The sequence below is a fragment of the Paenibacillus amylolyticus genome (assembly GCF_003719335.1).
In the GTDB taxonomy this organism is placed as follows: Bacteria; Bacillota; Bacilli; order Paenibacillales; family Paenibacillaceae; genus Paenibacillus; species Paenibacillus amylolyticus_D.
Genome location: NZ_RIAS01000001.1, coordinates 369541 through 393959, shown reverse-complemented (window position 1 = coordinate 393959; position 24419 = coordinate 369541). Strand labels below are relative to the sequence as shown.

34 protein-coding genes, 1 tRNA gene and 1 pseudogene are annotated in these 24419 nt (G+C 43.8%); 27 read left to right on the top strand and 9 right to left on the bottom strand.

From position 1 onward, the window contains the following. Positions 1-10: 10 nt before the first annotated feature. The 3 genes from EC604_RS01795 (at position 11) to EC604_RS30780 (ending at position 1578) form a co-directional block, all read left to right on the top strand. Complete coding sequence (locus tag EC604_RS01795; protein ID WP_123062485.1) at positions 11-430, top strand: hypothetical protein; 420 nt, start codon at positions 11-13, stop codon at positions 428-430. 311 nt (positions 431-741) lie between these two features. Then, complete coding sequence (locus EC604_RS01790; protein WP_123062484.1) at positions 742-1326, top strand: TIGR00730 family Rossman fold protein; 585 nt, start codon at positions 742-744, stop codon at positions 1324-1326. A 123-nt stretch (positions 1327-1449) separates the two neighbouring features. Continuing rightward, the gene (locus tag EC604_RS30780) at positions 1450-1578 is read left to right on the top strand and encodes a hypothetical protein (RefSeq protein ID WP_260510917.1); all 129 of its coding nucleotides are present in this window, start codon (positions 1450-1452) and stop codon (positions 1576-1578) included. A 170-nt stretch (positions 1579-1748) separates the two neighbouring features. On the opposite strand, the gene EC604_RS01785 is transcribed toward EC604_RS30780, so the two are convergent. Further along, positions 1749-2099 carry a hypothetical protein gene (locus tag EC604_RS01785; protein WP_123062483.1) on the bottom strand — a complete coding sequence of 117 codons (351 nt, stop codon included), beginning with the start codon at positions 2097-2099 and terminating at the stop codon, positions 1749-1751. Between the two features lie 172 nt (positions 2100-2271). Between EC604_RS01785 and EC604_RS30350 the strand changes: the two are divergent. The 7 genes and pseudogenes from EC604_RS30350 to EC604_RS01745 all read left to right on the top strand — a co-directional run bounded on the left by EC604_RS30350 (position 2272) and on the right by EC604_RS01745 (position 9371). Further along, positions 2272-3000: pseudogene (locus tag EC604_RS30350) on the top strand (glycerophosphodiester phosphodiesterase family protein). Positions 3001-3267: 267 nt separating this feature from the next. Then, a complete protein-coding gene (locus EC604_RS01770; protein ID WP_123062480.1) occupies positions 3268-4323 on the top strand; it encodes a FecCD family ABC transporter permease in 1056 nt (351 codons plus the stop codon). 1 nt (position 4324) lies between these two features. Further along, positions 4325-5356 (top strand): FecCD family ABC transporter permease, encoded by a 1032-nt coding sequence (locus tag EC604_RS01765; protein ID WP_123062479.1) that lies wholly within the window; start codon positions 4325-4327, stop codon positions 5354-5356. Positions 5357-5408: 52 nt separating this feature from the next. Then, complete coding sequence (locus EC604_RS01760; protein WP_123062478.1) at positions 5409-7124, top strand: ABC transporter ATP-binding protein; 1716 nt, start codon at positions 5409-5411, stop codon at positions 7122-7124. 434 nt (positions 7125-7558) lie between these two features. Then, positions 7559-7879 (top strand): hypothetical protein, encoded by a 321-nt coding sequence (locus tag EC604_RS01755; RefSeq protein ID WP_240036607.1) that lies wholly within the window; start codon positions 7559-7561, stop codon positions 7877-7879. 150 nt (positions 7880-8029) lie between these two features. Next, positions 8030-8788, top strand: coding sequence for a barstar family protein (locus tag EC604_RS30345; protein ID WP_240036606.1), 759 nt, complete (start codon positions 8030-8032; stop codon positions 8786-8788). A gap of 199 nt (positions 8789-8987) precedes the next feature. Beyond that, the gene (locus EC604_RS01745; protein WP_123062477.1) at positions 8988-9371 is read left to right on the top strand and encodes a DUF5071 domain-containing protein; all 384 of its coding nucleotides are present in this window, start codon (positions 8988-8990) and stop codon (positions 9369-9371) included. A gap of 159 nt (positions 9372-9530) precedes the next feature. Here EC604_RS01745 and EC604_RS01740 read toward each other — a convergent pair whose 3' ends face one another. Further along, positions 9531-10433 carry a manganese catalase family protein gene (locus EC604_RS01740; protein WP_123062476.1) on the bottom strand — a complete coding sequence of 301 codons (903 nt, stop codon included), beginning with the start codon at positions 10431-10433 and terminating at the stop codon, positions 9531-9533. A gap of 343 nt (positions 10434-10776) precedes the next feature. Here EC604_RS01740 and EC604_RS01735 point away from each other — a divergent pair, with 343 nt between their 5' ends. The 4 genes from EC604_RS01735 (at position 10777) to EC604_RS01720 (ending at position 12136) form a co-directional block, all read left to right on the top strand. Beyond that, positions 10777-11040 carry a hypothetical protein gene (locus EC604_RS01735; RefSeq protein WP_123062475.1) on the top strand — a complete coding sequence of 88 codons (264 nt, stop codon included), beginning with the start codon at positions 10777-10779 and terminating at the stop codon, positions 11038-11040. A 57-nt stretch (positions 11041-11097) separates the two neighbouring features. Further along, positions 11098-11427, top strand: coding sequence for a DUF3889 domain-containing protein (locus tag EC604_RS01730; protein WP_123062474.1), 330 nt, complete (start codon positions 11098-11100; stop codon positions 11425-11427). Between the two features lie 216 nt (positions 11428-11643). Beyond that, positions 11644-11871, top strand: a complete 228-nt coding sequence (locus EC604_RS01725; RefSeq protein WP_090923691.1) for a hypothetical protein — start codon at positions 11644-11646, stop codon at positions 11869-11871. Continuing rightward, positions 11855-12136 (top strand): hypothetical protein, encoded by a 282-nt coding sequence (locus tag EC604_RS01720; RefSeq protein WP_123062473.1) that lies wholly within the window; start codon positions 11855-11857, stop codon positions 12134-12136. Before EC604_RS01725 ends, EC604_RS01720 begins: the two co-directional genes overlap by 17 nt. Positions 12137-12240: 104 nt before the next feature. Here the strand turns inward: EC604_RS01720 and EC604_RS01715 are convergent, their stop codons facing one another. The 3 genes from EC604_RS01715 to EC604_RS01705 form a co-directional block, all read right to left on the bottom strand. Further along, a complete protein-coding gene (locus EC604_RS01715; protein WP_123062846.1) occupies positions 12241-12477 on the bottom strand; it encodes a DUF3892 domain-containing protein in 237 nt (78 codons plus the stop codon). Between the two features lie 154 nt (positions 12478-12631). After that, a complete protein-coding gene (locus EC604_RS01710) occupies positions 12632-13075 on the bottom strand; it encodes a GNAT family N-acetyltransferase (protein ID WP_123062472.1) in 444 nt (147 codons plus the stop codon). 347 nt (positions 13076-13422) lie between these two features. After that, positions 13423-13704: a hypothetical protein gene (locus EC604_RS01705; RefSeq protein ID WP_123062471.1), complete on the bottom strand. Its 282-nt coding sequence runs from the start codon at positions 13702-13704 to the stop codon at positions 13423-13425. 194 nt (positions 13705-13898) lie between these two features. Here EC604_RS01705 and EC604_RS01700 point away from each other — a divergent pair. Then, positions 13899-13970, top strand: a tRNA-Val gene (locus EC604_RS01700). Between the two features lie 104 nt (positions 13971-14074). Here EC604_RS01700 and EC604_RS01695 read toward each other — a convergent pair. The 3 genes from EC604_RS01695 to EC604_RS01685 form a co-directional block, all read right to left on the bottom strand. Beyond that, on the bottom strand, positions 14075-15373 hold the full coding sequence (locus EC604_RS01695) for a tyrosine-type recombinase/integrase (protein ID WP_123062470.1): 1299 nt from the start codon (positions 15371-15373) through the stop codon (positions 14075-14077). Positions 15374-15448: 75 nt separating this feature from the next. After that, a complete protein-coding gene (locus EC604_RS01690; protein ID WP_123062845.1) occupies positions 15449-15859 on the bottom strand; it encodes an ImmA/IrrE family metallo-endopeptidase in 411 nt (136 codons plus the stop codon). A gap of 9 nt (positions 15860-15868) precedes the next feature. Beyond that, a complete protein-coding gene (locus EC604_RS01685) occupies positions 15869-16294 on the bottom strand; it encodes a helix-turn-helix domain-containing protein (protein ID WP_123062469.1) in 426 nt (141 codons plus the stop codon). Positions 16295-16486: 192 nt separating this feature from the next. Between EC604_RS01685 and EC604_RS01680 the strand changes: the two genes are divergently transcribed. The 3 genes from EC604_RS01680 to EC604_RS01670 are packed head-to-tail and all read left to right on the top strand — an operon-like array spanning position 16487 to position 17610. Next, positions 16487-16687: a helix-turn-helix domain-containing protein gene (locus tag EC604_RS01680; protein WP_123062468.1), complete on the top strand. Its 201-nt coding sequence runs from the start codon at positions 16487-16489 to the stop codon at positions 16685-16687. 49 nt (positions 16688-16736) lie between these two features. Next, positions 16737-17045: a helix-turn-helix domain-containing protein gene (locus EC604_RS01675; protein ID WP_123062467.1), complete on the top strand. Its 309-nt coding sequence runs from the start codon at positions 16737-16739 to the stop codon at positions 17043-17045. 13 nt (positions 17046-17058) lie between these two features. Then, positions 17059-17610, top strand: coding sequence for a hypothetical protein (locus tag EC604_RS01670; RefSeq protein ID WP_123062466.1), 552 nt, complete (start codon positions 17059-17061; stop codon positions 17608-17610). On the opposite strand, the gene EC604_RS01665 is transcribed toward EC604_RS01670, so the two are convergent. Beyond that, entirely contained in the window at positions 17582-17953 is a 372-nt protein-coding gene (locus EC604_RS01665) for a hypothetical protein (RefSeq protein ID WP_123062465.1), read from the bottom strand. The two genes, EC604_RS01670 and EC604_RS01665, sit on opposite strands and share 29 nt — an antisense overlap. Before the next feature lie 85 nt (positions 17954-18038). Here EC604_RS01665 and EC604_RS01660 point away from each other — a divergent pair, with 85 nt between their 5' ends. From EC604_RS01660 to EC604_RS01620, 9 genes are all read left to right on the top strand, one after another. After that, entirely contained in the window at positions 18039-19160 is a 1122-nt protein-coding gene (locus EC604_RS01660; protein WP_123062464.1) for a ParB N-terminal domain-containing protein, read from the top strand. After that, entirely contained in the window at positions 19147-19575 is a 429-nt protein-coding gene (locus EC604_RS01655) for an ORF6C domain-containing protein (protein WP_123062463.1), read from the top strand. Before EC604_RS01660 ends, EC604_RS01655 begins: the two co-directional genes overlap by 14 nt. Positions 19576-19712: 137 nt before the next feature. After that, positions 19713-20051 (top strand): hypothetical protein, encoded by a 339-nt coding sequence (locus EC604_RS01650; protein ID WP_240036604.1) that lies wholly within the window; start codon positions 19713-19715, stop codon positions 20049-20051. A 122-nt stretch (positions 20052-20173) separates the two neighbouring features. Next, positions 20174-21193, top strand: a complete 1020-nt coding sequence (locus tag EC604_RS01645) for a replication protein (RefSeq protein WP_123062462.1) — start codon at positions 20174-20176, stop codon at positions 21191-21193. A 4-nt stretch (positions 21194-21197) separates the two neighbouring features. Continuing rightward, positions 21198-22154: an ATP-binding protein gene (locus EC604_RS01640; protein WP_123062461.1), complete on the top strand. Its 957-nt coding sequence runs from the start codon at positions 21198-21200 to the stop codon at positions 22152-22154. 128 nt (positions 22155-22282) lie between these two features. Then, the gene (gene dnaN / locus EC604_RS01635; RefSeq protein WP_123062460.1) at positions 22283-23413 is read left to right on the top strand and encodes a DNA polymerase III subunit beta; all 1131 of its coding nucleotides are present in this window, start codon (positions 22283-22285) and stop codon (positions 23411-23413) included. Next, positions 23413-23925 carry a DUF1064 domain-containing protein gene (locus EC604_RS01630; RefSeq protein ID WP_123062459.1) on the top strand — a complete coding sequence of 171 codons (513 nt, stop codon included), beginning with the start codon at positions 23413-23415 and terminating at the stop codon, positions 23923-23925. Before dnaN ends, EC604_RS01630 begins: the two co-directional genes overlap by 1 nt. Then, entirely contained in the window at positions 23885-24178 is a 294-nt protein-coding gene (locus EC604_RS01625) for a hypothetical protein (RefSeq protein ID WP_123062458.1), read from the top strand. The genes EC604_RS01630 and EC604_RS01625 overlap by 41 nt, the downstream gene beginning before the upstream one ends. After that, positions 24175-24402, top strand: coding sequence for a hypothetical protein (locus tag EC604_RS01620; protein ID WP_123062457.1), 228 nt, complete (start codon positions 24175-24177; stop codon positions 24400-24402). Before EC604_RS01625 ends, EC604_RS01620 begins: the two co-directional genes overlap by 4 nt. The last annotated feature ends 17 nt before the right edge of the window (positions 24403-24419 follow it).

Here is a 24419-nt window from a genome sequence, read left to right as displayed (position 1 = left end):
GGCGAGCACATTGCGACATTGGATTGGACGAAAAGTAGCAGTATACCGGGCAACAGGAATTCGCGAGCCTCTGAAGGGAACGCTGGTAGAGTGGGATGAAGAAACGGAATGTGTTCGAATCGGACCGAAACGGATAAAAGTATCGTTTGACAATATAGCAATGATCAAACCTCTTCCGGACGAAAGCCTGCCTCTGAAGAAAGCACGTTCTGAAGTGCACAAGATCGGATATGTGATGAAAAAAGCAGTCCAGTTTGAAAACGCGATTTATTTCAAGTCAAAGATTATGATTTGGCGGCGTGCCAAAATTGTAGCGTTATCGACCACGATTGTAAGACATGACGAAGATCAGGTCGAGCTTGAAGACGGCCGTCTGCTTCGCAAGGACAAGCACATGTTTGTGGTACGTTCGCGGCGTGGCATACGATAGTCTGGTTCAAATTTAATATGGTTTTCATACTGCGATCATACAGCATTAATGTTTCGACCTTATAGTAGGTAGTAACAACCCCTTCTAAATTAATGTGTATGGATTTGGGAACCCGGCCGGCTGCAAACGGCCGGGTATTTTTTTCTCTTTTTTAGCGGGAGGCGTATGAAAGCAACATGAAGCAACAAAGGAATAAATGATTTTTAAACTTCGTATAACGTTGTGCATGTGTTCTGTTAACGTGCTGTAACATAGCAATGACATTTGTGCTGTATACTAAAGAGATAGATCTCAAAAAGGAGTGAAACCACTTGAAACGGATATGTGTTTTTGCAGGGTCTAACCCGGGAAGTCATCCCGATTATATTAAACACGCTACCCTTTTGGGGGAACAGATTGCAAGCAGCGGATATGCTCTGGTCTATGGCGGCTCTTGTATGGGTTTGATGGGGGCAGTCGCGGATGCGGCTCTGGCGGCAGGCGGAGAAGTGATCGGTGTTATGCCAACAGGTTTATTCCGGGGTGAGGTGGTTCACGGCGGGCTTACTCAACTGATTGAAGTGGGAACGATGCATGAACGGAAGGCAACGATGGCACAGTTATCCGATGGATTTATCGCACTTCCGGGCGGTATGGGCACGTTCGAAGAATTGTTCGAGGTACTGTGCTGGGCACAGATCGGCATTCATCGCAAACCTGTTGGCCTCTTGAATGTGAACGGTTATTATGAACCACTTATGAAAATGGTGGAGCACAGTGTGCATGAGGGCTTCTCCAATACATCACATCTCAGTTTGTGGAGTCTTGAGTCTGATCCGGCTGAACTGCTTGCTCAGATGGCCGCCTACATCCCCAAGGAATTAACACAGAAATGGTCTGAACTCAGCGGAAAGTAATGGCCAAAGAAATTGAAAGTCGTAACCTGCTGCTTCAAGAGAAAAACTTCCTCATCTGCCCAAGCAAATAATGCTTGCGGACATAGTCTATAGTGTACTTTGATGAAGAGGGGAGTGTCACTCATGAGCGATCTCAAAGGAGCAGGTTACGGCTACTGTGGAGGTTTCGGTGGTGGTGTATGGACATCAACAGGCGCAATCCTGGTGTTGTTTATCCTGCTGGTTATCATCTCCCGCACGTTCGTACTGTAATTCAGACCATTCTATAACAGATGCATGCTGACTCACGGCATCATTTGAAGAAAATGGCCTTTCCAAAGAGATGCCGGCGGCTGTCGGTGTCTCAGGGGAACGGTTTTTTTAATTTTACCTAAAAAAAGACCTCCATCCCATAACAATGAGATAGAGCTATCTATTGGAAACTATACGACGATTTCCGTAGTATCGCTGGGCAGAAGAAGTGTTTTCCAGGCAATGTATAGTCCAATAGCGGAAGCAATCAGTGCAAGGATAGCCGCAACAAAGGCCAGTTTATCCAGTCTATTTTGTTTGGGTTCGATAACACTGGACTGATTACTTGTTCTGTCAGGTAAAGAGAGTCCTCGAACAGAAGCCCGCGGAATCGTTTGTCGTGATCCGGGAGGTCTTTGCGTGCTGATTTTCGATCCGGGTTCTGATCTATTCTTCGCTGAATGATGCGATGAGCACTTTTGGGCAGAGCAAGATCTGGAAGAGATCGAGTGCTTCCTTGTTCGTGATTTCAACGGTTTCAAAGGGCAACCTCCTTACAGCGGAGTGCAGTTGTCTACGACTGATATTATATTATGTTGGTTTTTAGATTGAGTTCGCAAAAATGAGTGAATCCCCAGCCCTTTAAATGTTAGACCCGTGCTGAATGAACAAGCCAGCATACAATTAAACGCTCTCTTAATACGTGTCTGACAAATGGTGTATATAGTGAAAGTTCATAGAATCCACTTTGAATGCAGGAGGGTCTGGATGGAACAACACTTGAAATTATTGCCCACCGAGGTGCATCTGCGGTATGGCCGGTTGGTGTTAATTCATGATGAAACTTTACAACGGACGGCGGGAAGCGAGGGCTGGGTTAAGGATTGCACCTTTGATACATTGCGGACTCTTGATGCTGGCTCCTGGTTCCACTCGGATTTTGCCGGAGAGGCTATTCCTTCACTTGAAATGTTGTTTAACCTAGTACAGGGCAAGAGAATCCTGCTTAATGTAGAGTTGAAAAATGGCATCGTGCCATACAAGGGGATGGAAGAGAAGGTCATCCAGGTCATTCGGGAATGGAACATGGAGCAACAGGTTGTCCTGTCCAGCTTCAATCATGCCTCTCTTGTTAAGTGTAAGCGCATTGCACCGGACATTCGTACTGCGCTTTTATACATGGAGAAGTTGTAACGTCCTTATGATTATGCGGCTAAACTGGAGGCCACGGGTCTTCATCCCTACAAGCTGGCTGTGGCTAAAGAGGAAGTAGCGGATGCTCTTGCACAAGGTATAGTCACCTATCCCTTTACCGTGAATGATCCCGTCGATATGGAGTTGATGATTAATATGGGAGTACAAGGCATTATTACCGATCTTCCAGATGTACTCGCTTCATTGATGACCGTTCGGACTCGCTCAGCGAATACTGGAATTCATTAGGATATGTAAGGCTATCGTATGAAAAGTTATCAAATGAGTGCCACACAGGAGCGATAAAGCTCTGTGTGGCCTTTTTTATGCATATTCATGCGGGAATATTCATATCTGCAAGAAAGTTGTCCTTTTTGTCCATTGCCAGACTGGAAGGATTCCCTTACAATAATCTATGGGAATGAGAATCAATATCAATAGAAGCGGTATTTTTGGAGAGGTGATTGTTATGTACATAAGGTTAATAAGCTTCACTCATAACACAGGTGGACAAGTATGAACTTGAACAGTTCTTCCACGCATTCAAATGAGGATTCGCCTACAGCAAAAATCCATACACGCCCATGGGCAGCCACTCTCATTCTCACAGGCGGTATTTTGTTGCTTGCTCTCGGCATGGCATTATCCATTTCATTTGGCGCTGCGGATATTCAACTCGGCGTGGTCTGGCAGGCGGTCTTTAACTTTAACCCTGACTTGACGCCTCATCAGATCATATGGGAGATTCGGTTACCGCGTATTCTGGGCGGAGCAATGGTTGGTGCTTGCTTCGCTGTGGCCGGTGCGATTATGCAAGGTATGACCCGGAACCCGCTTGCTGATTCGGGATTGCTTGGCCTGAACGCTGGCGCCGGATTTGCACTGGCGATCTGTTTTGCCTTTTTCCCCGGTTTGCCGTACATGTACATTATTATGTATTCCTTCTTAGGAGCAGGACTTGGCGTGTTGCTTGTGTATGGTTTCGGTGCGGCATCCCGATCAGGTCTGACGCCGCTGCGTCTCGTGCTGGCCGGGGCCGCGGTATCGGCTATGCTGTCTGCACTGAGTGAGGGGATCGCGCTCTACTTCAGAATCGGACAAGACTTGGCGTTCTGGACTGCCGGAGGAGTGGCCGGAACGAAGTGGTCTCAGCTTGAAGTGATGTTTCCTTGGGTGCTCGCTGCACTGATCGTTGGCATGATCATCTCGCGTTCAATTACGCTTCTCAGTCTTGGCGAGGAGATCGCGGTTGGATTGGGACAGCGTACCGGTCTGATCAAGCTTGTCGGTCTGATTGTAGTACTTATTCTGGCGGGTACTGCTGTATCTGTCGTGGGTGCAGTCGGATTTGTCGGTCTGATCATCCCCCACCTTACGCGGAAGCTGGTTGGGGTCGATTATCGCTGGATTATTCCTTGTTCTGCCGTGATGGGCAGCCTGTTGCTCGTATTTTCGGATCTGGCAGCACGTATGATTAACCCGCCTTACGAAACGCCGATTGGCGCATTGGTAGCCCTCATCGGGGTACCGTTCTTCCTGTATCTGGCGCGAAAAGAAAGGAGGACGCTGTAAGATGGGTTCCTCAACTATAGTTGGCGCAGAGCGCAAAAAGAAAACGAAAGGTATCGTTGTTCTTGTTGTGCTTGGTCTTTTGATTATTGCAGCTTTTATTATCAGTATGAATACCGGGTTTACCAAGCTTTCGCCACTGGAGGTTTTACGGACGTTGTTTGGCAGCGGTACACCGAAACAGGAGCTGATCCTGTTTGAATTCCGGTTGCCGCGTATCGTCATTGCCGTACTGATCGGAGCGGGTCTGGCGTTGTCCGGCTGTATTCTGCAAGGGGTATCGCGCAATGCGCTTGCTGATCCGGGAATTCTAGGTATTAATGCTGGAGCGGGGCTTATGGTGATGCTGTTTGTTTCCTTTTTCCCAACGACGACAGCAGCTCCGATCTTTCTGCTTCCAATTCTTGCTCTGATTGGAGCGAGCTTTGCAGCATTTCTAATCTATATCCTTTCCTACAAAAAAGGGGAGGGCATCTTGCCAACCCGTATGTTGCTCACGGGAATCGGGATCGCAGCCGGTATCAGTTCAGCTATGATCGTGTTAACGCTGCGGCTTAGTCCCGAAAAATATCAATTTGTGGCCACTTGGCTCGCAGGCAGCATTTGGGGTTCCAATTGGAAGTTTGTTTGGGCACTATTGCCATTTATCTTGGTATTTGTACCGCTTGTACTGGCGAAGGCACGTGTGCTGAACGTATTGAATCTTGGTGATCAGACAGCAAGTGGTCTCGGTGCTCCTGTAGAGCGTGAACGGATGATTTTGCTTGCTGCTGCAGCTGTTTTGGCGGGAGCCTGTGTTTCTGTAAGTGGCGGTATCGGTTTTGTTGGTTTGATCGGGCCTCATCTGGCGCGCCGTCTGGTTGGGCCAAAACATCAGTTTTTGCTGCCTGCTTCTGCACTGGTTGGGTCATTGCTCGTTCTGGTGGCTGATACGCTGGGACGTGTCATTTTGCAACCTTCGGAGATCCCAGCCGGGATTCTAGTAGCTATTCTGGGTGCACCATACTTCCTGTATCTTTTAAGCAGGACAAAATAGAAGGTAATCATCATCATATTGACGGAGGATTGCCGTAAGGGGGACTAGGTTCATGCTTCGTCGTTTTTTTGCCTATTATAGGCCGTACAAAAAGCTGTTCATTCTGGACTTTAGCTGTGCAATTCTGGTCGCATTGCTGGAGCTGGCTTTTCCGCTAGCTGTGAACCGGGTTGTGGATGATCTGTTACCAGGTGGACGCTGGGACTGGATTTTATGGGCGTGCCTTGCATTGCTGGGTATTTACCTGCTGAATTCATTCTTGAATTACGTAGTTACTTATTGGGGACATAAGCTAGGGATTAATATCGAAACGGATATGCGTAAAAATCTGTTCAACCATGTGCAGAAGTTATCCTTCCGATATTTTGACAATACGAAGACCGGACATCTCGTATCCCGTATGACAAATGATCTGATGGATATCGGTGAGATTGCCCACCATGGTCCCGAGGACGTATTTATTGCCGTGATGACGCTTGTGGGTGCATTTAGCATCATGATGAGCATTAACGGGAATCTGGCGATTCTGACATTTATCATTGTGCCGCTTATTATCTATCTATCTTTGTATTTCGGGAACAAAATGTCCAAAGCCTTCAGCCGAATGTTCGGGGATATTGCCGATTTTAACGCGCGTGTAGAAAACAATATTACGGGTATTCGCGTGGTTCAGGCTTTTGCCAATGAAGAGTATGAAAAAGCGCAATTCGCGGTAAACAACGGTCGTTTCCGTCAAACCAAGCTGGTCGCGTACAAAATTATGGCTTGGAACTCTTCGATCAGTTACGTGCTGATGAAGCTGGTATCGTTGTTTGTACTCGTATGCGGAACGTGGTTTGTGATTAACGGCAGCATGACCTATGGTGAGTTTATTGCCTTTATTATGTTGTCCAATGTATTCCTGACACCCATTCAGAAGATCAATTCGGTTATTGAGACTTATCCTAAAGGCATTGCAGGTTTCAAACGTTATACGGACCTGCTTGATATGGAGCCGGATGTCCAGGACCGCCCTAATGCTGTTCCGGTATCCCATCTACGTGGAGACATTCGTTACGAGCGAGTGACTTTCGGTTATTCGGATCAGGAGCCAGTCGTTCAGGGTATCGATCTCAGTGTTCGTGCCGGTGAAACCGTAGCTCTGGTCGGTCCGTCGGGGGCGGGGAAAACAACGCTCTGCAGTCTGCTGCCACGATTCTATGATGTGCTGGAAGGGCGCATCACGATTGATGGTCAGGATATTCAGCACATGACACTGGATTCCTTGCGCAGCCAGATCGGGATCGTGCAGCAGGATGTGTTCCTCTTCGATGGTACGATTCGGGAAAATATTGCGTACGGCAAGCTGGATGCATCGGAAGAAGAAATCTGGATGGCGGCTCGTCGGGCCCAGATGGAATCTTTGATTCTATCCATGCCGGAAGGGCTGGATACACTGATTGGCGAACGCGGCGTGAAGCTGTCTGGGGGACAGAAGCAACGGTTATCCATTGCTCGCATGTTCCTGAAAAATCCTCCGATTCTGATTCTGGATGAAGCGACGTCTGCACTCGACACCGAGACGGAAGCTGCAATCCAGCAATCCCTTGCGGAGCTGTCCGAAGGTCGCACCACACTGGTCATTGCCCACAGGCTGGCGACGATCAAAAACGCAGACCGCATCGTGGTCGTGGCCGAGCAAGGCATCACGGAGCAGGGACGTCATGAGGAACTGCTTGCTTCGGGCGGCATCTACAGCCGCCTGCACTATGCGCAGTTTGGTGCATAAGGCAGAGTCCGTTGCTTTGGCCTAAAGTTTAAGCCTAAACGCTAAGAAGTTTCGATTGAAGTGGCGTGGAAGTTTAACGTAATCAGGTTGGTGTTTAGAGTAATGTACAACGTATCGGATCAGGACGGTATACAGGTACAAGAGATTATGTTTGTGACAAAGTGCTAGGAATATAACAAGATAAAGCTGTAAAACGTTTGGGGATACGTAATACGTAGTACACTGGAGTTTAGAAATTAGCCATCGTCCATGACTTGGAAGGAGTCAGGGCGGTGGTCTTTTTTTTTAGAGGGGGAAAAGTACGATCACATACCACCGAAATGGGTAATGATGGGCAAAGCTATCGTTGGAGTGTATGATTGGTTCAACTGGTACATGATTAGGAACCTTCATGCATATCATCTGGTGAAAATGGAACGTTGGAGGGGAACGACATGTCAGATCTGGCTAAAATACTACTTACCTGTCTCGGTTTTATTTTGATTTTATCGTTGTTATTACTGGGGATTCGTAATTTGATGGGGAAAAATAAGGGCTATAGCTCCCGAAACTTGGTTGGCTGGTTTATGGGACTTTTTATCATCGGCGCTGTGCCGCTTACGTTTGCATTGTATACCTACATTACCGATGAACGTTTGGATGCCAACATCGGGTTAGGGCTTGCCATGCTGTTTGCTTGGGCATACTGTGCGCTGCTGTTGTGTGGTGTGGTGGGCGTGTGGGGAAGGTATTGGTGGCGTGGGAAAAGGAAGTGATGGATAGATCATTTGGAGTTGTTATGGATATGGTTAATTGTTCGTTCAAAACACTTCGTATTTTGAAGAAAGTTGCGAATTAAGGAAGGGCTCGCTTGAGTTTGATGTTCCAGAAATATTCACACCATTTTAAAGGAGCTTATAAACTAGATGATTAATCGGTATTCTTTAGTTGATGATGAGAGTGGTTTGACCATTGGAAAATCCTTGGATTTGGTTGGATTGACTGGAAACCTTATCGAAACCGTCGGTGATGAGGACTTTCATAAAATAACGTTAATTCATTTTCGATATAACGATGAGTTTGTAGCGTATTGTAAGGAGAAAAAGATTAGTATTAACAATATAGAGATCACTATTCTTGATCACGAAGAAAATCCGATAGGATCATATTATTTTGTACTCAGAGAATCTCGTTCATATGATCGACTTACAGAATTGGATGAAGTTTTAACACAGTTTGAACTGGTTGGGGATTTGTTCCCAGTGGCAACAGAAGAGAGTCTGTTCATTTGGAATATGCGAAGAAAACCTCTAACTAAAACGAACGAATGGGTGGGACTATCTCCAAAACAACAAATCGGATGGCTAGAAGTTGCCCGATTATATCGAGGCATCCGGCTTCATTCTCATGAGCGACAGAATGGCATATATCACATTGATGCGACTAACATAAAAGACTCCGCTTCTTTTTATTGTGCATTAGGTGAAGCTGTTAACGGTCCAGGGGGATACTATGGATTTAACTTGGATAGTTTGGCGGACTGCCTGTGTGGCGGATTTGGAGCTATAGCACCATTTGTGATTGTTCTTCAAAATATAGATCATGAATGGTGTTCAAATGAGGGGTATTTTCAACAGTTAAAAGAAGTGCTAGCGGATGGAAATGTAACGTTAGTCTATAGTTGATCTTATAAGAACCATAGGTGATCAATAATAGTTAGTACATAAACCTACAACCCGAACGGGGCAAGTGAATTGTTTCATCATTCAAAACGTCTAAGAGATTGAATTGTTCTTCAACATGGCTTCAACATTGGTATGATCAGAACTGTGATGGAGAATGGAGCATAGGCATGGTGTGAAAATTCCTGAGGAGGAATAATGGATGCATATCAGAACGATGTTACCTAAAGATAAATTTGATGTCGAATCTGTAGAGAAGCTTGCCAAACGGAGTAATGATGAACTGAGAGATATTTTACCCGAACTTATGGAGTGGTTGCAGGATGGGAATTGGCCGATTTCAAAGCCCGTTGAGGACTTACTTTTAAGATTCGGAGACGAATTGATTCCTCATATTCAATATTCATTTCAAACGAGAGACCCGCAGTGGGAGTATTTTATGCTGACTGGGCTAATCTCTCGATTACCTTTAGAATGTCTGCGTATGTTAAAACCTAATTTAGAAAGAATCATAGAATGTCCCACGGATAGCGAGATACTTGAGGAACTGGATGAAGTCATCGTACCTATGCTGAACCGGTTATAGTCGTGGGAAAAAAGCCCTCAGACCTTTACTGCATTCGAGCAGTAGAGTTTGAGGGCTTTTTTTCACATAGGCTAACTACAATTATAGGGAAATCAACCTGCTAAAAAATTGCATACATCCTGCTAACAATCACTGCAAGGGCGATCGAGATACGTTTTCTTAATCCGCAATATTCCCCGCCATTTTGAGACGACGAGCAATCTCCTTGAAGTCTTCGTGTGAGATGCCTGGCGCAAACTCTTCTTCCACCGCCGGAGCTTCCGGAATAGGAAAGCCTTGAGGGATGCCCTGAATGACTTCCAGAGGTTGTCCATCTTCGGGATGCGTGCCTTTCCAGATCTGGTCGATGGCATTGAAGTCTTTATCGCTGTAAGTGTACAGCTTGGTGTGAACGCCTTTTTCTTCGTATTTGCGAGCCTCGTTGAAGGCTTTGTTATCCAGAGAAGGGATCGGGATCAATTTGGTCACATTGACACCTGTCGCAATTTCAATGGCTTTAGCATAGGCCACCACGTGCACACCGCCGCGCACGAGCAGGAAACCGACAACTTCGCGGGCGGCAGGATGATCGGTCATTTCGTATACTTTCATCTTGTGCGTACGTGCCCCACATTCGAGGAAGAAATTATGCAACAAATCCTCGACCAGATTGCCACTGTTGAAGACATTGGCGCCTGTCCACGGATTGCCCATCGAATCAAAAGGCATCGCGCCTTGTGCGCCTGCCAGGAAATGATACGACAGTCTTGCATCCTTGACGGAACCCAGCGGTGTCTGATCAGGTTCTTTATATTCGGTTGATCCTCGGAGACAATGGTTAATCCCATGGGATACCAGCTCAACGTGTCCTAATTCTTCGGCCGTAATACTCATGACGAGGTCGTAGAATGGTTTTAGTTTTTCTTTGGAGCGAAAATTAAAGGATTGGTAGAGGTAGTTGTTCAGGGTAGACATTTCTCCAAATTTACCACCAAGCAATTCCTGTATGGCTGCTGCTGCATTGGGATCAGGCTTTTCGACGTTGGGAATTTCAATCAAAATTTCATCCAGACGTTTGAACATGCAGATATAACCTCCTCGAATATGGTGTGAAAATGGACTTGGGCGGACGTTGGATTCAGCTTGGTCAGTCAAGGCCCATTACACGGTCTATGGATTTTTTAAACAGATAAACTATGAAATGGGTCTAAAGGGGCATGTACTATCTGCTACGAATGTTTGAAGAACGTGGTGAATGGTTCACCGTTTGGTATTTCCATTTTCACAAATATTATGTACAATCATACAAGTTGTTCTATGTGTTACGCTGATCTTTGGTCATGGATTCGAAGTAGAAAGGAAGGAATACAGACATATGAAATCTAGATCGTTCCATATCATATCTTTAATGATGAGTTTAATCATAATGTTAACTTACATAAACAGTGCACATGTGTCGGCAAGCGGTGTGGGTAATGATGTTCAGGTGGATGAACAGACAAGGCAAATACTTATGGAGAAGTATGGTTTAGAGCCTACAGAAGAGTCCCGGGCACAGCAGCATTTTCTTTCCGGGGATTGGGGGATGAGCTTTAGTAATACTTCCGGGGTTGATCCGTTGGTTAAACTGATGCCGGTTGTTCCATTTTGGCTGTTGCCAGCGGTCTGGATTTTTCGAATCTGGGTGTAAAATGTAATCCGAACGGGCACGATATCAGCAAACACATTCTCCCAAGGAGTGAAATGCATGAGAGTGCTTATGATATCGATATTAACACTTGTTCTAGGTTTTGCAGGCATCCCAACGACCGTTTCGGCAGCAAGCAGCAACATTCCGGATTATGCGAAGTGGGGCATCATCGCCGTGAAGGAAACCCAAACGAAGTACAATGTCGACATCCTGGATTACAAACATATCGGCCGCTCGTCACTTAGCGCGAATCAGTCCAGAGAGCAGTTCAAGCTGTGGGTTCGTGCCAAAGACGGCAAGCAATTTGCTGTCTATGTTAATGTGGATTTTAATCCGAATACGCAACAGTTAAAAACAGTTCAATTTTCTGAATCAGACCGACACTAGCCGATGGGGTACCAGATTCTTATTCTCATTGTGCTTAGAGTAAATGGCCAGTCACCTTCAATATTCGATCTTCACCTGAAGAACCAGACTTCCGTCTTGCCCGGAGTATGTCTGGTTTTTTATTTTTTTGAAATTCCTTTTATTGTTATTGAATAAAGAACTTATGTTCGCATATAATAATGAATACAAACAAATGTTCTTATTGGAGGGATGATCATGCTAGGGAAGTATGTTGGCCAGATGGTGGAGCTTGTGTACATGGATCGTGCGGGACAGATTACGCAGCGGCAGATTCGAATCAACAGCATGCGAGGCGGAGTAATCCGGGCATCTGATGGCATGGAAGGGGTACCCCGGACTTTTCTGGAGCAAAATATTCTGGCATGGCGCCCTGTAACGGATCGGAATCGGAAGGGAGAATTGAAGTATGCTGAACGACTTTGAACGTAAAATTCTGCGCATTATTGTCAACTATGCAGGTCAGCAACGTCGAATTCCACGTATGGATGAACTGGAAACCAAGACAGGGCGCAACCCGGCGCACATTCGGGAGTCACTACAGGCGCTTGAACAGAAAGGATATATCTTCTGGCCCCAACCATCTACGCTGGAAAGTATACAAATTTTGCAGGCCTGGGAGCAGGAAGCTAAGCCTGTGCGAAAAGCACAGCCTGCTGGCAGTGCGGTAAAATATTTTACGGATTACTGACCCATCGGAAAGTTCCGTAGTACGGCTAGGTGTAACAGACTTTTGCAGAAGTTACAGCAAAAACGCCAATCCGTAAGGATTGGCGCTGTATGGTGAATACATTTTTAAAAATTTGGAAGCTGGTCAAGATTGTTAGTAGGGTCGCCGTCGGCATCACCGCGAATATACATTTCTCCATCCTTGCCTTTGAATACATTCACACCAGCGATTGCCCCGGATTTCACTTCGTTCAGAGCTTGCTGATAATCCAGAATACGGCCTGTCGATGTCTGGAAGGCGGTCAAGTCACCGTCACCATTCTTTTGTACTGCTGTGAACGTTTCGCGTGTTGTTTGATCCATCATGTCACACTCTCCTTCTATGACCAAATGGGAATAGGTGTACCTTGTTAGCCTGTCCGAATTGGAGAGAAGTATGCATTCTTTGCAATATTCCACATTCCGAGAATAGCGTGTAATGGATGTAGTGCCTGTGTTGTCGAGTTGTGCTACTGGCCTACAAGCTTTTTCTCATACGGACATGTAGAATATCGGCATCGTAAAAAGGTTCTTCCGAAATCACTTCATAACCGAGTTTATCGTAAAATTTCTGCGCCTGACACTGGGCATCCAGGAGCGAATAGGTTAATCCAAGCTCACGAGCAAGCTCCTCCATCGCTAACAGAAGCACACGTCCATACCCGAACGAACGGTAGGACTCCAGTACAGCAATTCGCTGCATTTTGGCGGTATCTTTGCTGTAATAAATCAAACGACCTGTTGCGACAGCCTGCCCATCGGTATGAAGCAATACATGATGCACATCAGGACTGATAACATCGTATTGATCTATTTCAAGTTCTTCGGGCACTTGTTGCTCCATGACAAAAACCTGACGGCGGATCCCAAGAGCCTGCTTCAATTCTTCTTCTGTCGTGACATAACTAATCTCTGCTGCCAAATTCGATTCCTTCTTTCTGCTCCATGCGCACAAGTTCAGACTGCATTATACAAAAAAATGCTTTTCCTGTATAGTTAAGTTTGGTAGATATTGGGGCTTTGGGGGAGGATGAATCATGGGAATGGCGGCTATTATGACCATTACATTGCTTATGTCGGCAGGCATGATCGCTTTGTTATACTATGTAACCAAGAAGGCATACTCACGCAAATGGGATGAAGAAGAGTGAGAATATGGTCCAGATGGTTATGGTCTGGGACAACGTTAATCCATGATTAACAAACTTAAACAGACCAATACAAGTGGATAAATGTTCTTGGTATAGGCTTTAGATCCGACGTTGCTACTTAAGGCAAAACTTCACTGTTTCCCTGAGGGGAGTATACCTCTTGATTTACGGATTTTGAGTAGACGTCCATCCAGACAGGCAGCGATTCATTTTGTTGATTCGGTTGTTGCAATTGCTGAAATTGTACCGTATGCTCGTCCCGTTCCAGCCTGCAGCCAGTCAAGGTAAAGGCGAGAAGGAGCAAAGTAGCAACATGAGTAGCAGTTAGCTTCCAGTATTTGTTGAGTTGTTTATTGTTATGGCGTGGATTAAGCGATTGGTCAGTATTTTTATTCATCATCACTATACATTCTCCTATTGCAGAATATTGTAAGCTTTCCATTATTGTGCTCCAATATGGATGATTTAAAACCAATTAATGATTGACAATGAACACGTTTACTTGGTATGATACTGTTACTTCATTGGTTTTGATTTATATGTGAGGCGGCAAATTGAATCAAAAATTGTAACTGTATATAATCTAGTTAATGAAGGGCGATAGCTCAGCGGGAGAGCATTATCTTGACAGGGTAAGGGTCGTGGGTTCGATCCCCACTCGTCCTATAACATGAAAACCTTGTGTAGCAAGGTTTTTTCTTTTTTTAAGACGCATGTAATTGAGCAAAAAATACCCGATTGGGGACGGATTGGGGACGAACTAATTTTTATCATTTTCGTGGTTCTGAAGGATTGAACTTATTTAGTTTTCCGGCTATTCTAGTCTTTACTTTTTTAGTTACATGGACATAAGTGTCGGAAGTTGTGGAGAGTCTAGCGTGTCCTAATCTTCTTTGTATAACGATTAGGATTGAGTCGAAATTAGCTTCTTCTTCATCTTCAAGTAGTAAAGTGCCAGAACTGTGCCTTAATCCATGAAACTTAATATACCGAATCCCATGTCTTTTGCAAAATCTTTTCCACCATCTTGAAGGATGTTGGAAATAATAAGGCTTTCCAGTTCCGTTATGAAATACATATTTCCTATCACCACCGAGCCATTTATCTTCTAAAAAATCTTTCTCTTCTTGCCACTCTTTTTCATAAAGACTTAACTCCTCCATGTACCAGTCAGGCATGTCTACATCTCTATATGAAGCCTTAGATTTCGGTTCTTTTTCAACAGGCTCGCCTTTCAATGTGAACGGGATGTTGTTTTCTACTCTGATAACGTTATTTTTGAAGAAAACTTCCGGCCACTCTAATCCAATTAATTCTCCTCTTCGGAATCCTCCCATCATCGACCCCAAGACTAGCAACCTCCATTTTCTCGTTTCTTTATACAGGGCATCGACTACTTCTTGAGCCTCCGCTTCGTCATAGTACTGAGGGTTGTCTCTTTGTTTAATTAATTTTTCTTTTGTGTTTTTAGCGACTGGTTTTTTAACACCTTCCATAGGACTTTCCTTAATCATTTTCCATTCCACTGCACGCGAAAATATATTTTTAAGTACGCGATGGAAGATGGCTAAAGTACTGGCATCGAGCGGTTCGAGTAGTTTAGCTTTTTGTTTTTCGCTTAGTGGTCTCTTACTATTAGGAGGTTTCCTCATTCCAGGTTTCTCCATCTCATGGAAAAATGAAATTATCTTTAATGTTGAAATCTGGTCAATTCGATCATTTCCAAAGGCGGGAATCAATCTAGATTCGATGATGTTATCATAAACATTTAGGGTTGTTATGGAAAGGTTCTTTGGGTCATTAGCATACTGCTCGTGCCAGACTTTAATAAAGTCACTAAACTTCGTTTTTTCAGGAGCAATATAAGCCCCGGCCTCTACTTCGATTTTAAATTTAGCTAATTCATTGTCAAGGTAGTCGCTTAATCGTTTTGTCGTTTTTAATAGAGCCTCATCTTCGATTGTGATAGTTTTTCGAGGGCGATTCCGCGTGTTGTCTGCTCTCAGTCCTAAATCAACCGTAAGCCTCCATGTATTTCTCCCTCTTTTTTCTATACTTCCCTTTGCCACCTTTTTCTCCTCCGTTTAGAACGTATGTTCTGTTTTTGTGTATGGTAAACAGCCTTGCGGCTGGAAAGCGCAAAGTTACATTTTCAGGTTGTGTAATTGTTTTGGAACTCCGCACCGCAAGAGATAAGCTTCTTCGGTTTCTCCCAGTTCTTGCTCTGTTGAGTGAGTTAGGAGTTTTACAGCAAAAAGATTGGCTTGTCTTTCGTATTTCCCTGTGTTGAAAAATGTATGTTCATCAATCCAGAACTGACTCAAACCTGAATGGAGACGATCATGACCAAGTTCATGAGCACATACTACCCGTTGCCATTCCTCGGACAGACCGTTATCAATAACAATAAATCTCCTTCGTAATCTTCTGTAGTAAAACCCCCTTGTGCCTTCATTAAATTCTGCATGTCTAATAATTATGTTAAGTCCTTTCGCTATGACGAAGGGATCGTTTGTCTTGAATCTGCGAACAAGCTTGTGAATGATTTCATCCAAAGAGTTCACCTACTCTTCTTCTTTAGGTGCAGCCTTTTTCTTACGTCCATAGGTTTTCTTATTTAAGTCTCTTGCTTCCCAAAGCAATCCGGTAAGAATGTCCATAGCTCTCTGACGATTTTCGTCTGTAATTGGAACCCCATCGAATAAAACTGGTTGATCTTCTTCAAGAATTTTTTTTATGTCAGCTAGGTCTTTAGGCGTTGCCCACTCTGGAACTTGATTTTGTTGATCATTTTCTTGCTCAAGAAAGTAATCAGTTGGTTTATTGAAGAAACTCGCAATCGCTTGAAGTGAGTCGACTTGAGGATGCTTTGTTTGTCTGGAAAGAATTTTTGTAAGACCTGTGTAGGAGACACCGGTTTCTTTAGAGAGTCTATATTTAGTAATTCCTTGTTCATTCATTAACTCTAAGATTTTATCCGCTAAATCCACTTGAATGCCTCCTAATGTTGTATCTCTTAATAGTTATAACTCTATAAAGTTATAATAAAACATAAAAGGGAGATAAGTCAAGCGAGATGAAGCAAATGAAAGAGAATAGGGGATTTGTTAACTCTATTGAGTTATATTGTTGTTTGAATATAACACCATAGAGTTATAATATGTTTTCAGGAGGTGAGAGTAGTGGGAGAAACAATTGAATTGAACATTCAAAGACTAATAGAAGCGAAAGGGTGGACCATCTACCGCCTTTCTAAGGAAAGTGGAGTGACGGTATCCGCGCTATACAACATTGGAAAGAAAAAACAAGGTCCATACACAGAAACCTTAGTTAAACTATCCAGCGCTCTTAATTGCACATTGGATGATTTAGTAAAAAAATAATATATTGACCCGCTCAGTATAACACAATTTTGAAGAAAGGAAACACAGTATGGATAGAACATGGGATGCTTTTGATAGTGTAATCAGGACCATCGTCGCTGAACGGGTAAGCGAATTCGAAAATCGGCTTCGGGCTGAATTTGCTGGCTTAATTGATAAGACCTTGGATGTGGCAGAGGCAGCAACTCACATAGGTGTTTCTGAGAAACTGATTTATCGCATGTGTCAGGAAGGTAGCATTCCTCATGAACGTTATGGAGTAACCGGTTCTAAGAGACCAGCGATTAAACTCAGACTTTCAGACTTAGAAGCATGGAGGGCTGAACAACGTGCCGCGAATTACAAGAAAGGAAGTTGAGAGGAGGTATAACATGAACAAACCAATTAGCGAACAAGAAAAAGTATCGTTGGATGGTTTCAGTTCGGAGGAGTTAATTCATGAACTCTCTAATCGTTCTGGTGTAACAAAAATATCCGTAGGGCTATATCAACCCTACGAACTTAAAAGGAAATATCATAGAGAACGTTTAGCAGACGAAGATGTTTATGTACAAGCAAAGACAGTCCTGGTTATGCAAGACAGTAATGTAGATCAGACGAAAAGTTACGCTCAAAAGTTCTGGCAGGAACGTTCTGAGATTGTAACAAGGTGTCGTTCGGAATATGCCATTGGGTCGCTTAAATCAATGGATGACAAGGAACAGAAAATACTTGATATGTTTATAGAACTATCGTGCAAAACTCCAACCACTGATGATTTAGAAACGATTAGAGAGGTATCTTCGTGGGATATCCCGTTGGATAGAATTATTGAGTTGATTCGAAAGTGTTTCACTGACTACAGCCCTAAACATCCAGAAGATAGGATAAGGACTTTTAGATACTGTATCGCTTTTATCTCGGCCCATCTTTCAAAAGACTAAAGGCGACGATCTGATCAGTGTACACAACTAATTGTTCATACTCAATGGAGTTACAGCCCGAAAATGGCGAAACGACTGCTCTGTCCAAAGTGATGAAATTATATTGCAACTTTTCATCGGAGTTTTGTTCCTCCAAGTAAGACGAATGTTCTGAAACCGCTACTTCCATAAGGTAATTCAAATCCTCAGAATTGTATTTTTTAGTAGGTTTCATAACACCTTCAATCTTTCCGAAAGTTGTAATGATACTTACAGTGCAATCTCCTTGATTGAATAACGAAGCGGCTTTGCTCAATGTTTCAACCTTAAAATCCAACTGTTCTTTAATAGGATGAATAGTCAAAAATAACACTCTCCTTCACAAAGTATGTTACTAAGGTTAAACATTCGACATTTTAATTCAATAGCCTTTAGAAAGGGGAATGATTTTGTTAATCGAGATAAATCAAATCAAAGTCAGTGACCGAATCCGTAAAGACTTCAGCGGCATCGAAGAGTTGGCAAAAGACATTGATCAAAACGGACTTATCAATCCTATCCTTGTAACACCAGATTATCAATTGATAGCTGGAGAACGCCGGTTGCGTGCTCATCAGTATCTGGATCGTAAGGAAATCCCGGTTCGCGTCATGGAGATACAGGATTATGAACACCAGCTCCGATTGGAAATTTCCGAGAATGAACATCGAAGGGAATTCACTTTCTCGGAGCGAGTCGAATGGGCCAAACGCCTTGAGGATGTTGAACGAATTAAGGCAAAGGAGCGAATGGCTGGAGGCAAGGAAAATATTCCTGAGCAGCCTGCCGGACAGGTTCGCGACATCGTAGCTGATCAAGCAGGCTTTGGATCAGGGAGAACCTATGACAAAGCCAAGTACATTATGGAAAATGCAACGCCGGAAATTATTCAGCAGCTTGACGCAGGGATCATTTCCACACATAAGGCTTTTACGGAGACAAAAGAACGGCTTGAAGCGGCTGAGAAGCGCGCCGAGCAAGCTGAACAAGAGAAATTAGATATTGAACGGCGATATAAAGATGCAATTCCAGCAGACCAATTGGACGAGGCTGTTGCAGCAGCAGTTGAGCGCAGGGACGAAGAGACGGAAGTCATGTTGGAGCAGAAAGACCAGGAGGTAGCGCTGAAACTCAAAGAGCGTGACCAATACTGGAAGGACAAGCTTGAAGTTGGGGTAGAAGCCGAACGTCTGAAAGCAGATGAACTCAAAGCTGGCTATCAACGAACGAAAGAAGAGTTGGAGACATTGAAACTTCAACAGCCTGACAACTTCGATGATCAGCATGCGGCAGTCCAAATGAAAAAACTTCGTTTCGAGGCAGATAGCAACACTATTCAGATCAGCATTCATGTAAAACAGTTTCTTCAAAAGGTTGGTATCTCATCATTTATGCTTGGTGCGGTATCAAATGCAAGTAGTTCCGAGAAGAAACGGCTGTCAGAAGGTCTTGATATGCTCCAAACCTTTATTGACCAGATCCGACCAGCAATTAACTCCAGAAAGGTGGTAGATACAAATGACATTGATTAATTCAAACCAGCCTGATTTCTTGTCGGTAGTAGAAAGACAGATGCAGCTGACTGAGGCTCAGGGACAGGCCATACGTGGTCTGGTTGATGGCATCAGACAAATGCAAATGGATGTAACTGAGAAGGTAGAGGAAGTCCAAATGATGGTTCAGGAGGTACGTGATAGCGTTACGCTCACGGATAATGAATGTTATCAACTTCAATCTTTGGTCCGCATTAAATCGAATGTCCTGACAAAAGACCGATACAAAGAAACCGAGGAAAAGTTCAAAGTGGTGGTCGGACGTTACCGCCGTATGATTTGGAGCAAGTTGAAGGAACGATTCGAAGTTGCGAAGTACAGTCATGTTCGGCGGATTGATTTTGAAGATGCAGTTGAATTCATAAAGGAGTTTCGTCCGGAAGACCACATCTGATAGGAGTTGAAACCGATGGGATACAAATTCATGACTCTGGATGACTTGGCCCGTGCCTGGTCACACAAACCGTTGCAACATGAAATTATTCAAAGAAACATTGCTAAAAAGAAATGATGGTTCGCACTCAGAAGTTAATGCAAACCAGAGTGTTGCGAAGACAGATTAGGGACTTGTGTGATGATGCAATAGATGCATTAGCAATGGAACTTAGTATTAAGTCCATCAAGAAGAAAATCAAAGTCCTTCGTAACGATCTTGAAGAGTTGGAACGGTCAATAGATAAGAACGCAGAGTATGAAGGGTTAATCTGGAAAGAGCCATCAGGCTACAAGGTTGAAGGGACAGTGATTGGTTTGTGTAAACACTGTGATAGAGAAGTATTCTCGGGCCAGAGATTTCCTGATCCAAAAGAAGAAGGACTCTTTTGTAACTACTATTGCAGAAGAGTCTACCGCAACAACAGTATCAAATGAGTCCTAAAGTTAATCGTGCTACCAACACGATCAGTTACCTAAACAATTGAAAGAATTATATCATGTTGTTTCGATTTTGCAAATAACAACAGCGTGTCATTTGAAGTTTCGGGGTGAGGAGAGTGGCAAGTCCCCAGTTAAAAAACGGATATATCGGAATTGCTAATGAAATTTGGGACGAGATCATCAGTAGGAAGTTCACTGAACGTCAACAGAAGGTACTCAAGCTCGTTCTACGACTCTCTTATGGCTGCCAAAAGAAAGAGGCTGTCATACCACTCCTCAAGCATTTTGAACTGTGTGGAGTGCGTATACAGGATGCCAAAAAAGAGATCAGCTATTTACGACAATGTAAGGTTATCTCATGGGATGGAAAGCAAATTTATTCACTGAACAAGAACTACGATGAATGGCGAGTTAGTCTCGTGAAAGAGTGGGATCGAGACAAGTTTTCCGAACTTATTTCACTTAACTTGAGTAAAACCAAAGTTACGAAAAGTGTAACTCAAACAGAAGACGAATTGCCTGAAAGTTACGAAAAGTGTAACTCCGAAGTTACGAAAAGTGTAACTGACGAGTTACGAAAAGTGGAAGTCGAAGAGGGGTCAAACCCTTGCGAGAGTAAGGCTGAGGGCACGTCTAAAGACATGTTTAAAGACAGTATTAAAGTTAGTTGTTGTTTAAGCAATCCCGATTCATTATTTGAACCATACAAGGGAAACCCGGATTCCGCTCCTAAACCTGAAGCAGATACCGGCTCTGATCAGGAGGTTTCCCAAATCGATTATCGCAATCAAGTCGCATCTCGTTATCTCCAGAGGAGAGGTAAAGGATTAGAGATATCTTTCAACGATGAAGAGACAGTCAATCAGTTTAAGGCTGAAAGGATTCCGCTCCAAACAGTCTTAGACGGGATTGACCAGGCATTCAACAATTTTAAACCCAAAAACAAATGGGATCAGATACGAAACCTGAGTTATTGTGCCACGGTTGTATATTCGCTACATGCCAAACGGCAAAACTCAAATGAGGTTGTAGTTCCTGTGCCGGACACTCGACCTGATGAAGAATCCGAAGCTACTGTGACAGAGGATGATTTAAAAGAAATGTTGGCTGCTTTACGGTCAAAACAAGGAGTGTGAGAGTATGGGGAGCTTCGAAGAAGAATTAAAGGCGCTGATCCCTCCTGATTTTGCGGAAAGACAGCAGGCGGCTATCCGACAGATTGATAACCATCCAGAAATAAAGCGGCTCAGACAGACGTACCCTGATCGTTCAGGTGACCTAACGAGTCCAAGAAGATATAGAGATGTATCAGAGCATCTTGCTCAATGTGATGCATGTGAGGCGTGTCCGGGTCTAACGGGCTGTCAGAACATCCAGAAGGGGCATAGGAGCGTTGAAGAACCAAACCCTAACAAATCGGACGAGTTGGTGTTTAGACTCAGGAAATGCAATTTGTTAAAGGATTACGAGAGACAACAGGGGATTGGTCAGAAGATCAAAAGCCACTTTATACCGGCTCATATTCTGGATGCGACTTTTGACGACATCGAACCTGATCCGCAACGCTTGGCTGCCATTACAGCGGCAGTGAAGTTCTGTAGCACATTCGTTCCAGGGCAAACGACAGAAGGGTTGTATCTTTACGGCCCGATGGGTGTAGGTAAAAGCCGAATCGCTGGAGCAATTGCTCAAGAACTAGCCAAATGCGACATAGATGTTCTCATGGTTTATGTGCCGGATTTCTTGTTAGAAGTCAAAGATGCTATTAGCTCCAAGACAGAAACAGTCGAGAGCAAACTTGATTCTCTACGGACAGCATCTGTACTGATACTCGATGATATCGGAGCCGAAACACTAACCATCTGGACAAGGGATGAAGTAATTGGTCCTATACTTCAGCGGCGTATGGAGCGGCTACCAATAATTTATACATCCAATTTGACTATAAATGAATTGAGACATCACTTGGCTAACGTAAAGGATGCCAGGGACATGGACAGAAAGCAGCATGAGAAAAAGGCCGAGAGGATTATTGAACGGATAGAACCATTTGTGAAAACAATATCGGTAGGCGGAAGAAATAGACGGAGGGGATAACTGAATGTGCAAAACATGTGATGGCGCAAAGGTAACTTACCAATTTAAAGGCTCAATGATGATGTTGGGTCCATGCCCAAAATGCAATCCTCAAGCTAAAAAAGAAGTGAAGGGAGGAAATCGACCATATGAAAATAGTCGTTGATAGCGAACTGTTGGCAGAAGCCTTAGAAGATGCAAGTAAGGCCATTGCAAGCAAAAATATAATGCCAATTTTGGATTGCTTTTTGATCGAAGCTGGAGCGGATGGGGTCAAGGTTACTGGAACAGACACAAGAACAACGATACAATCGTATATTTTCAGCGAACACGTTCAAGTTGAATCACCTGGTCAGATCGCACTCCCTAAGTTATCCCTTGAAGTAATCAAGAAACTGAACGGCGATGTGAGCATCGAGAAGAAGGGGAATAACGTGATTATCATTTCTAGAAAAAAAGAAATTGATATGGGTGTTATCGATCCAGAAGAGTTTCCAAGGGTGCCTGACATTGATGATAGTGAACTGCTTGAGACTACAGGCAAAGAACTTAAACGTCTGTTCAGAAAGGCGACCTATGCAGCCGATCCAACGGGTAAAAACGCTTCAATTCTCGCAGGAGCACATGTGTACATCAATGAAGGTGTGATTGGGATTGAAGCGACAGACAGGCATAGACTTGCAAAAACTGAGCAGGACACAGATGCAGGCAACTTGGGTGGAGCAGTGATTGAGGCTAAGGCATTGGGAGAATTACAAAAAATCATTTTGGATAAAGACAATCTCGAATTTGGATTCTCAAAAACATCCACTGGAGAAGTGGTACACGTATTTGCTAGAACGGATCGATTCACATTTTACTCCAGAGTATTGGAGGGGGCATACCCGGATGTAGGTCGAATGTCAATTGTACCTACTGGTATCACCGAAGTGAGCGTAGATAAAAGAGAACTAATGAGTTGCCTTGATCTCATTTACACACTCGCTAAGGAAGACAAGCACAATCAGATCGTAATCAACATCACTGAAAATGAAGTGAGTATTCGCGGCAAAGGAAGAGAGACTGGAAAAGCCAATGAGAGCATAGTTCCGGTGTCATTCAAGGGTGAAAATTTCGCAGTTGCTCTTAATTCCAAGTATTTCATGGATGCGATTAAAGCGTTGGACGGGGATAAGGTTAAATTGGTCTTCGCTGGCAAGTTGAAGGCGATTTATATCCTAGATGATATTGATGAGAAATCAGTTCATGTTGTTCAGCCATACAGGACGGAAGAGGTTTGATGAATAAATATAATGCAACAAAAGTGATTGTCACGGAAGACGGTACTTTGTTCTCGGAATGGATCGTCAAAAAGCACGATCTTGATATAACCGGCATACGATTCGATAGTGTGGCAGAGGGGGAGTATTACCAGGAACTTCTCCAGCGGAAGAAGTATGGTGAGATTAAAGACTTCGAATGTCATCCTAAATTCATTTTACAAGAGAAGCCAAAGATCACTTACATTGCTGACTTTATAGTAACTGAGTTGGATGGTAGCCAGCGTGTGGTAGACATCAAGGGGGTGGAGACATCCACCTTCCGGGTAAAACTGAAGCTGTTCCAAGCCAAATATCCTACTTTACCCATAGATATACTTATTAAAAAGCGCGGAGAATTCATCCCTCTTGCACAATACAAAAAGGAAAAATCGGCGCGAAAAAGAGCGGTAAACAAATTGAGAAAACGAGCTGACGAGGGGAGAAAACAAAATGATAATCACGCATACTGTAATCAAAAACGAGGACGCTGATAAGCATCTTACAGCAGAGGAGAAAGTTCAGTTGTTGCGCCTACTCAATAAAGTTCGGTCAGGACGAACATCTGAGGGAAAGCAGGCAGTGAATACTTACCTGATCGTTAATACTGATGAATCGTATGCCTCTGATGTCGTTCAAATCCTTAAGGAAAATGGTCATTGGGAAGCAGCGCCTGATCCTAATCAAACAGAGTTTATCCATGATGGGGATATTCTTGTTCTTCCCGATACAGGAGCGAGAGCATGAGTGGTGCAAATGAAGCACAAAATCGGCCGGAAGTAACTAATCGAATTATCGAATTACTGGACAAGCAGAATGAAAAAGGGAAGGCGAAGTATGGTTCAACTATAGACCAAGCTTCGGATCAGCATTATGACTGGAAGCTGATGGCGATGGAAGAGATGGTTGATCTGATCCAGTATCAACAGAAGGAAATCATGAGACTGGAAAGATTGCTAACCCCAAGATAACAAAAAGGAGCACAGAA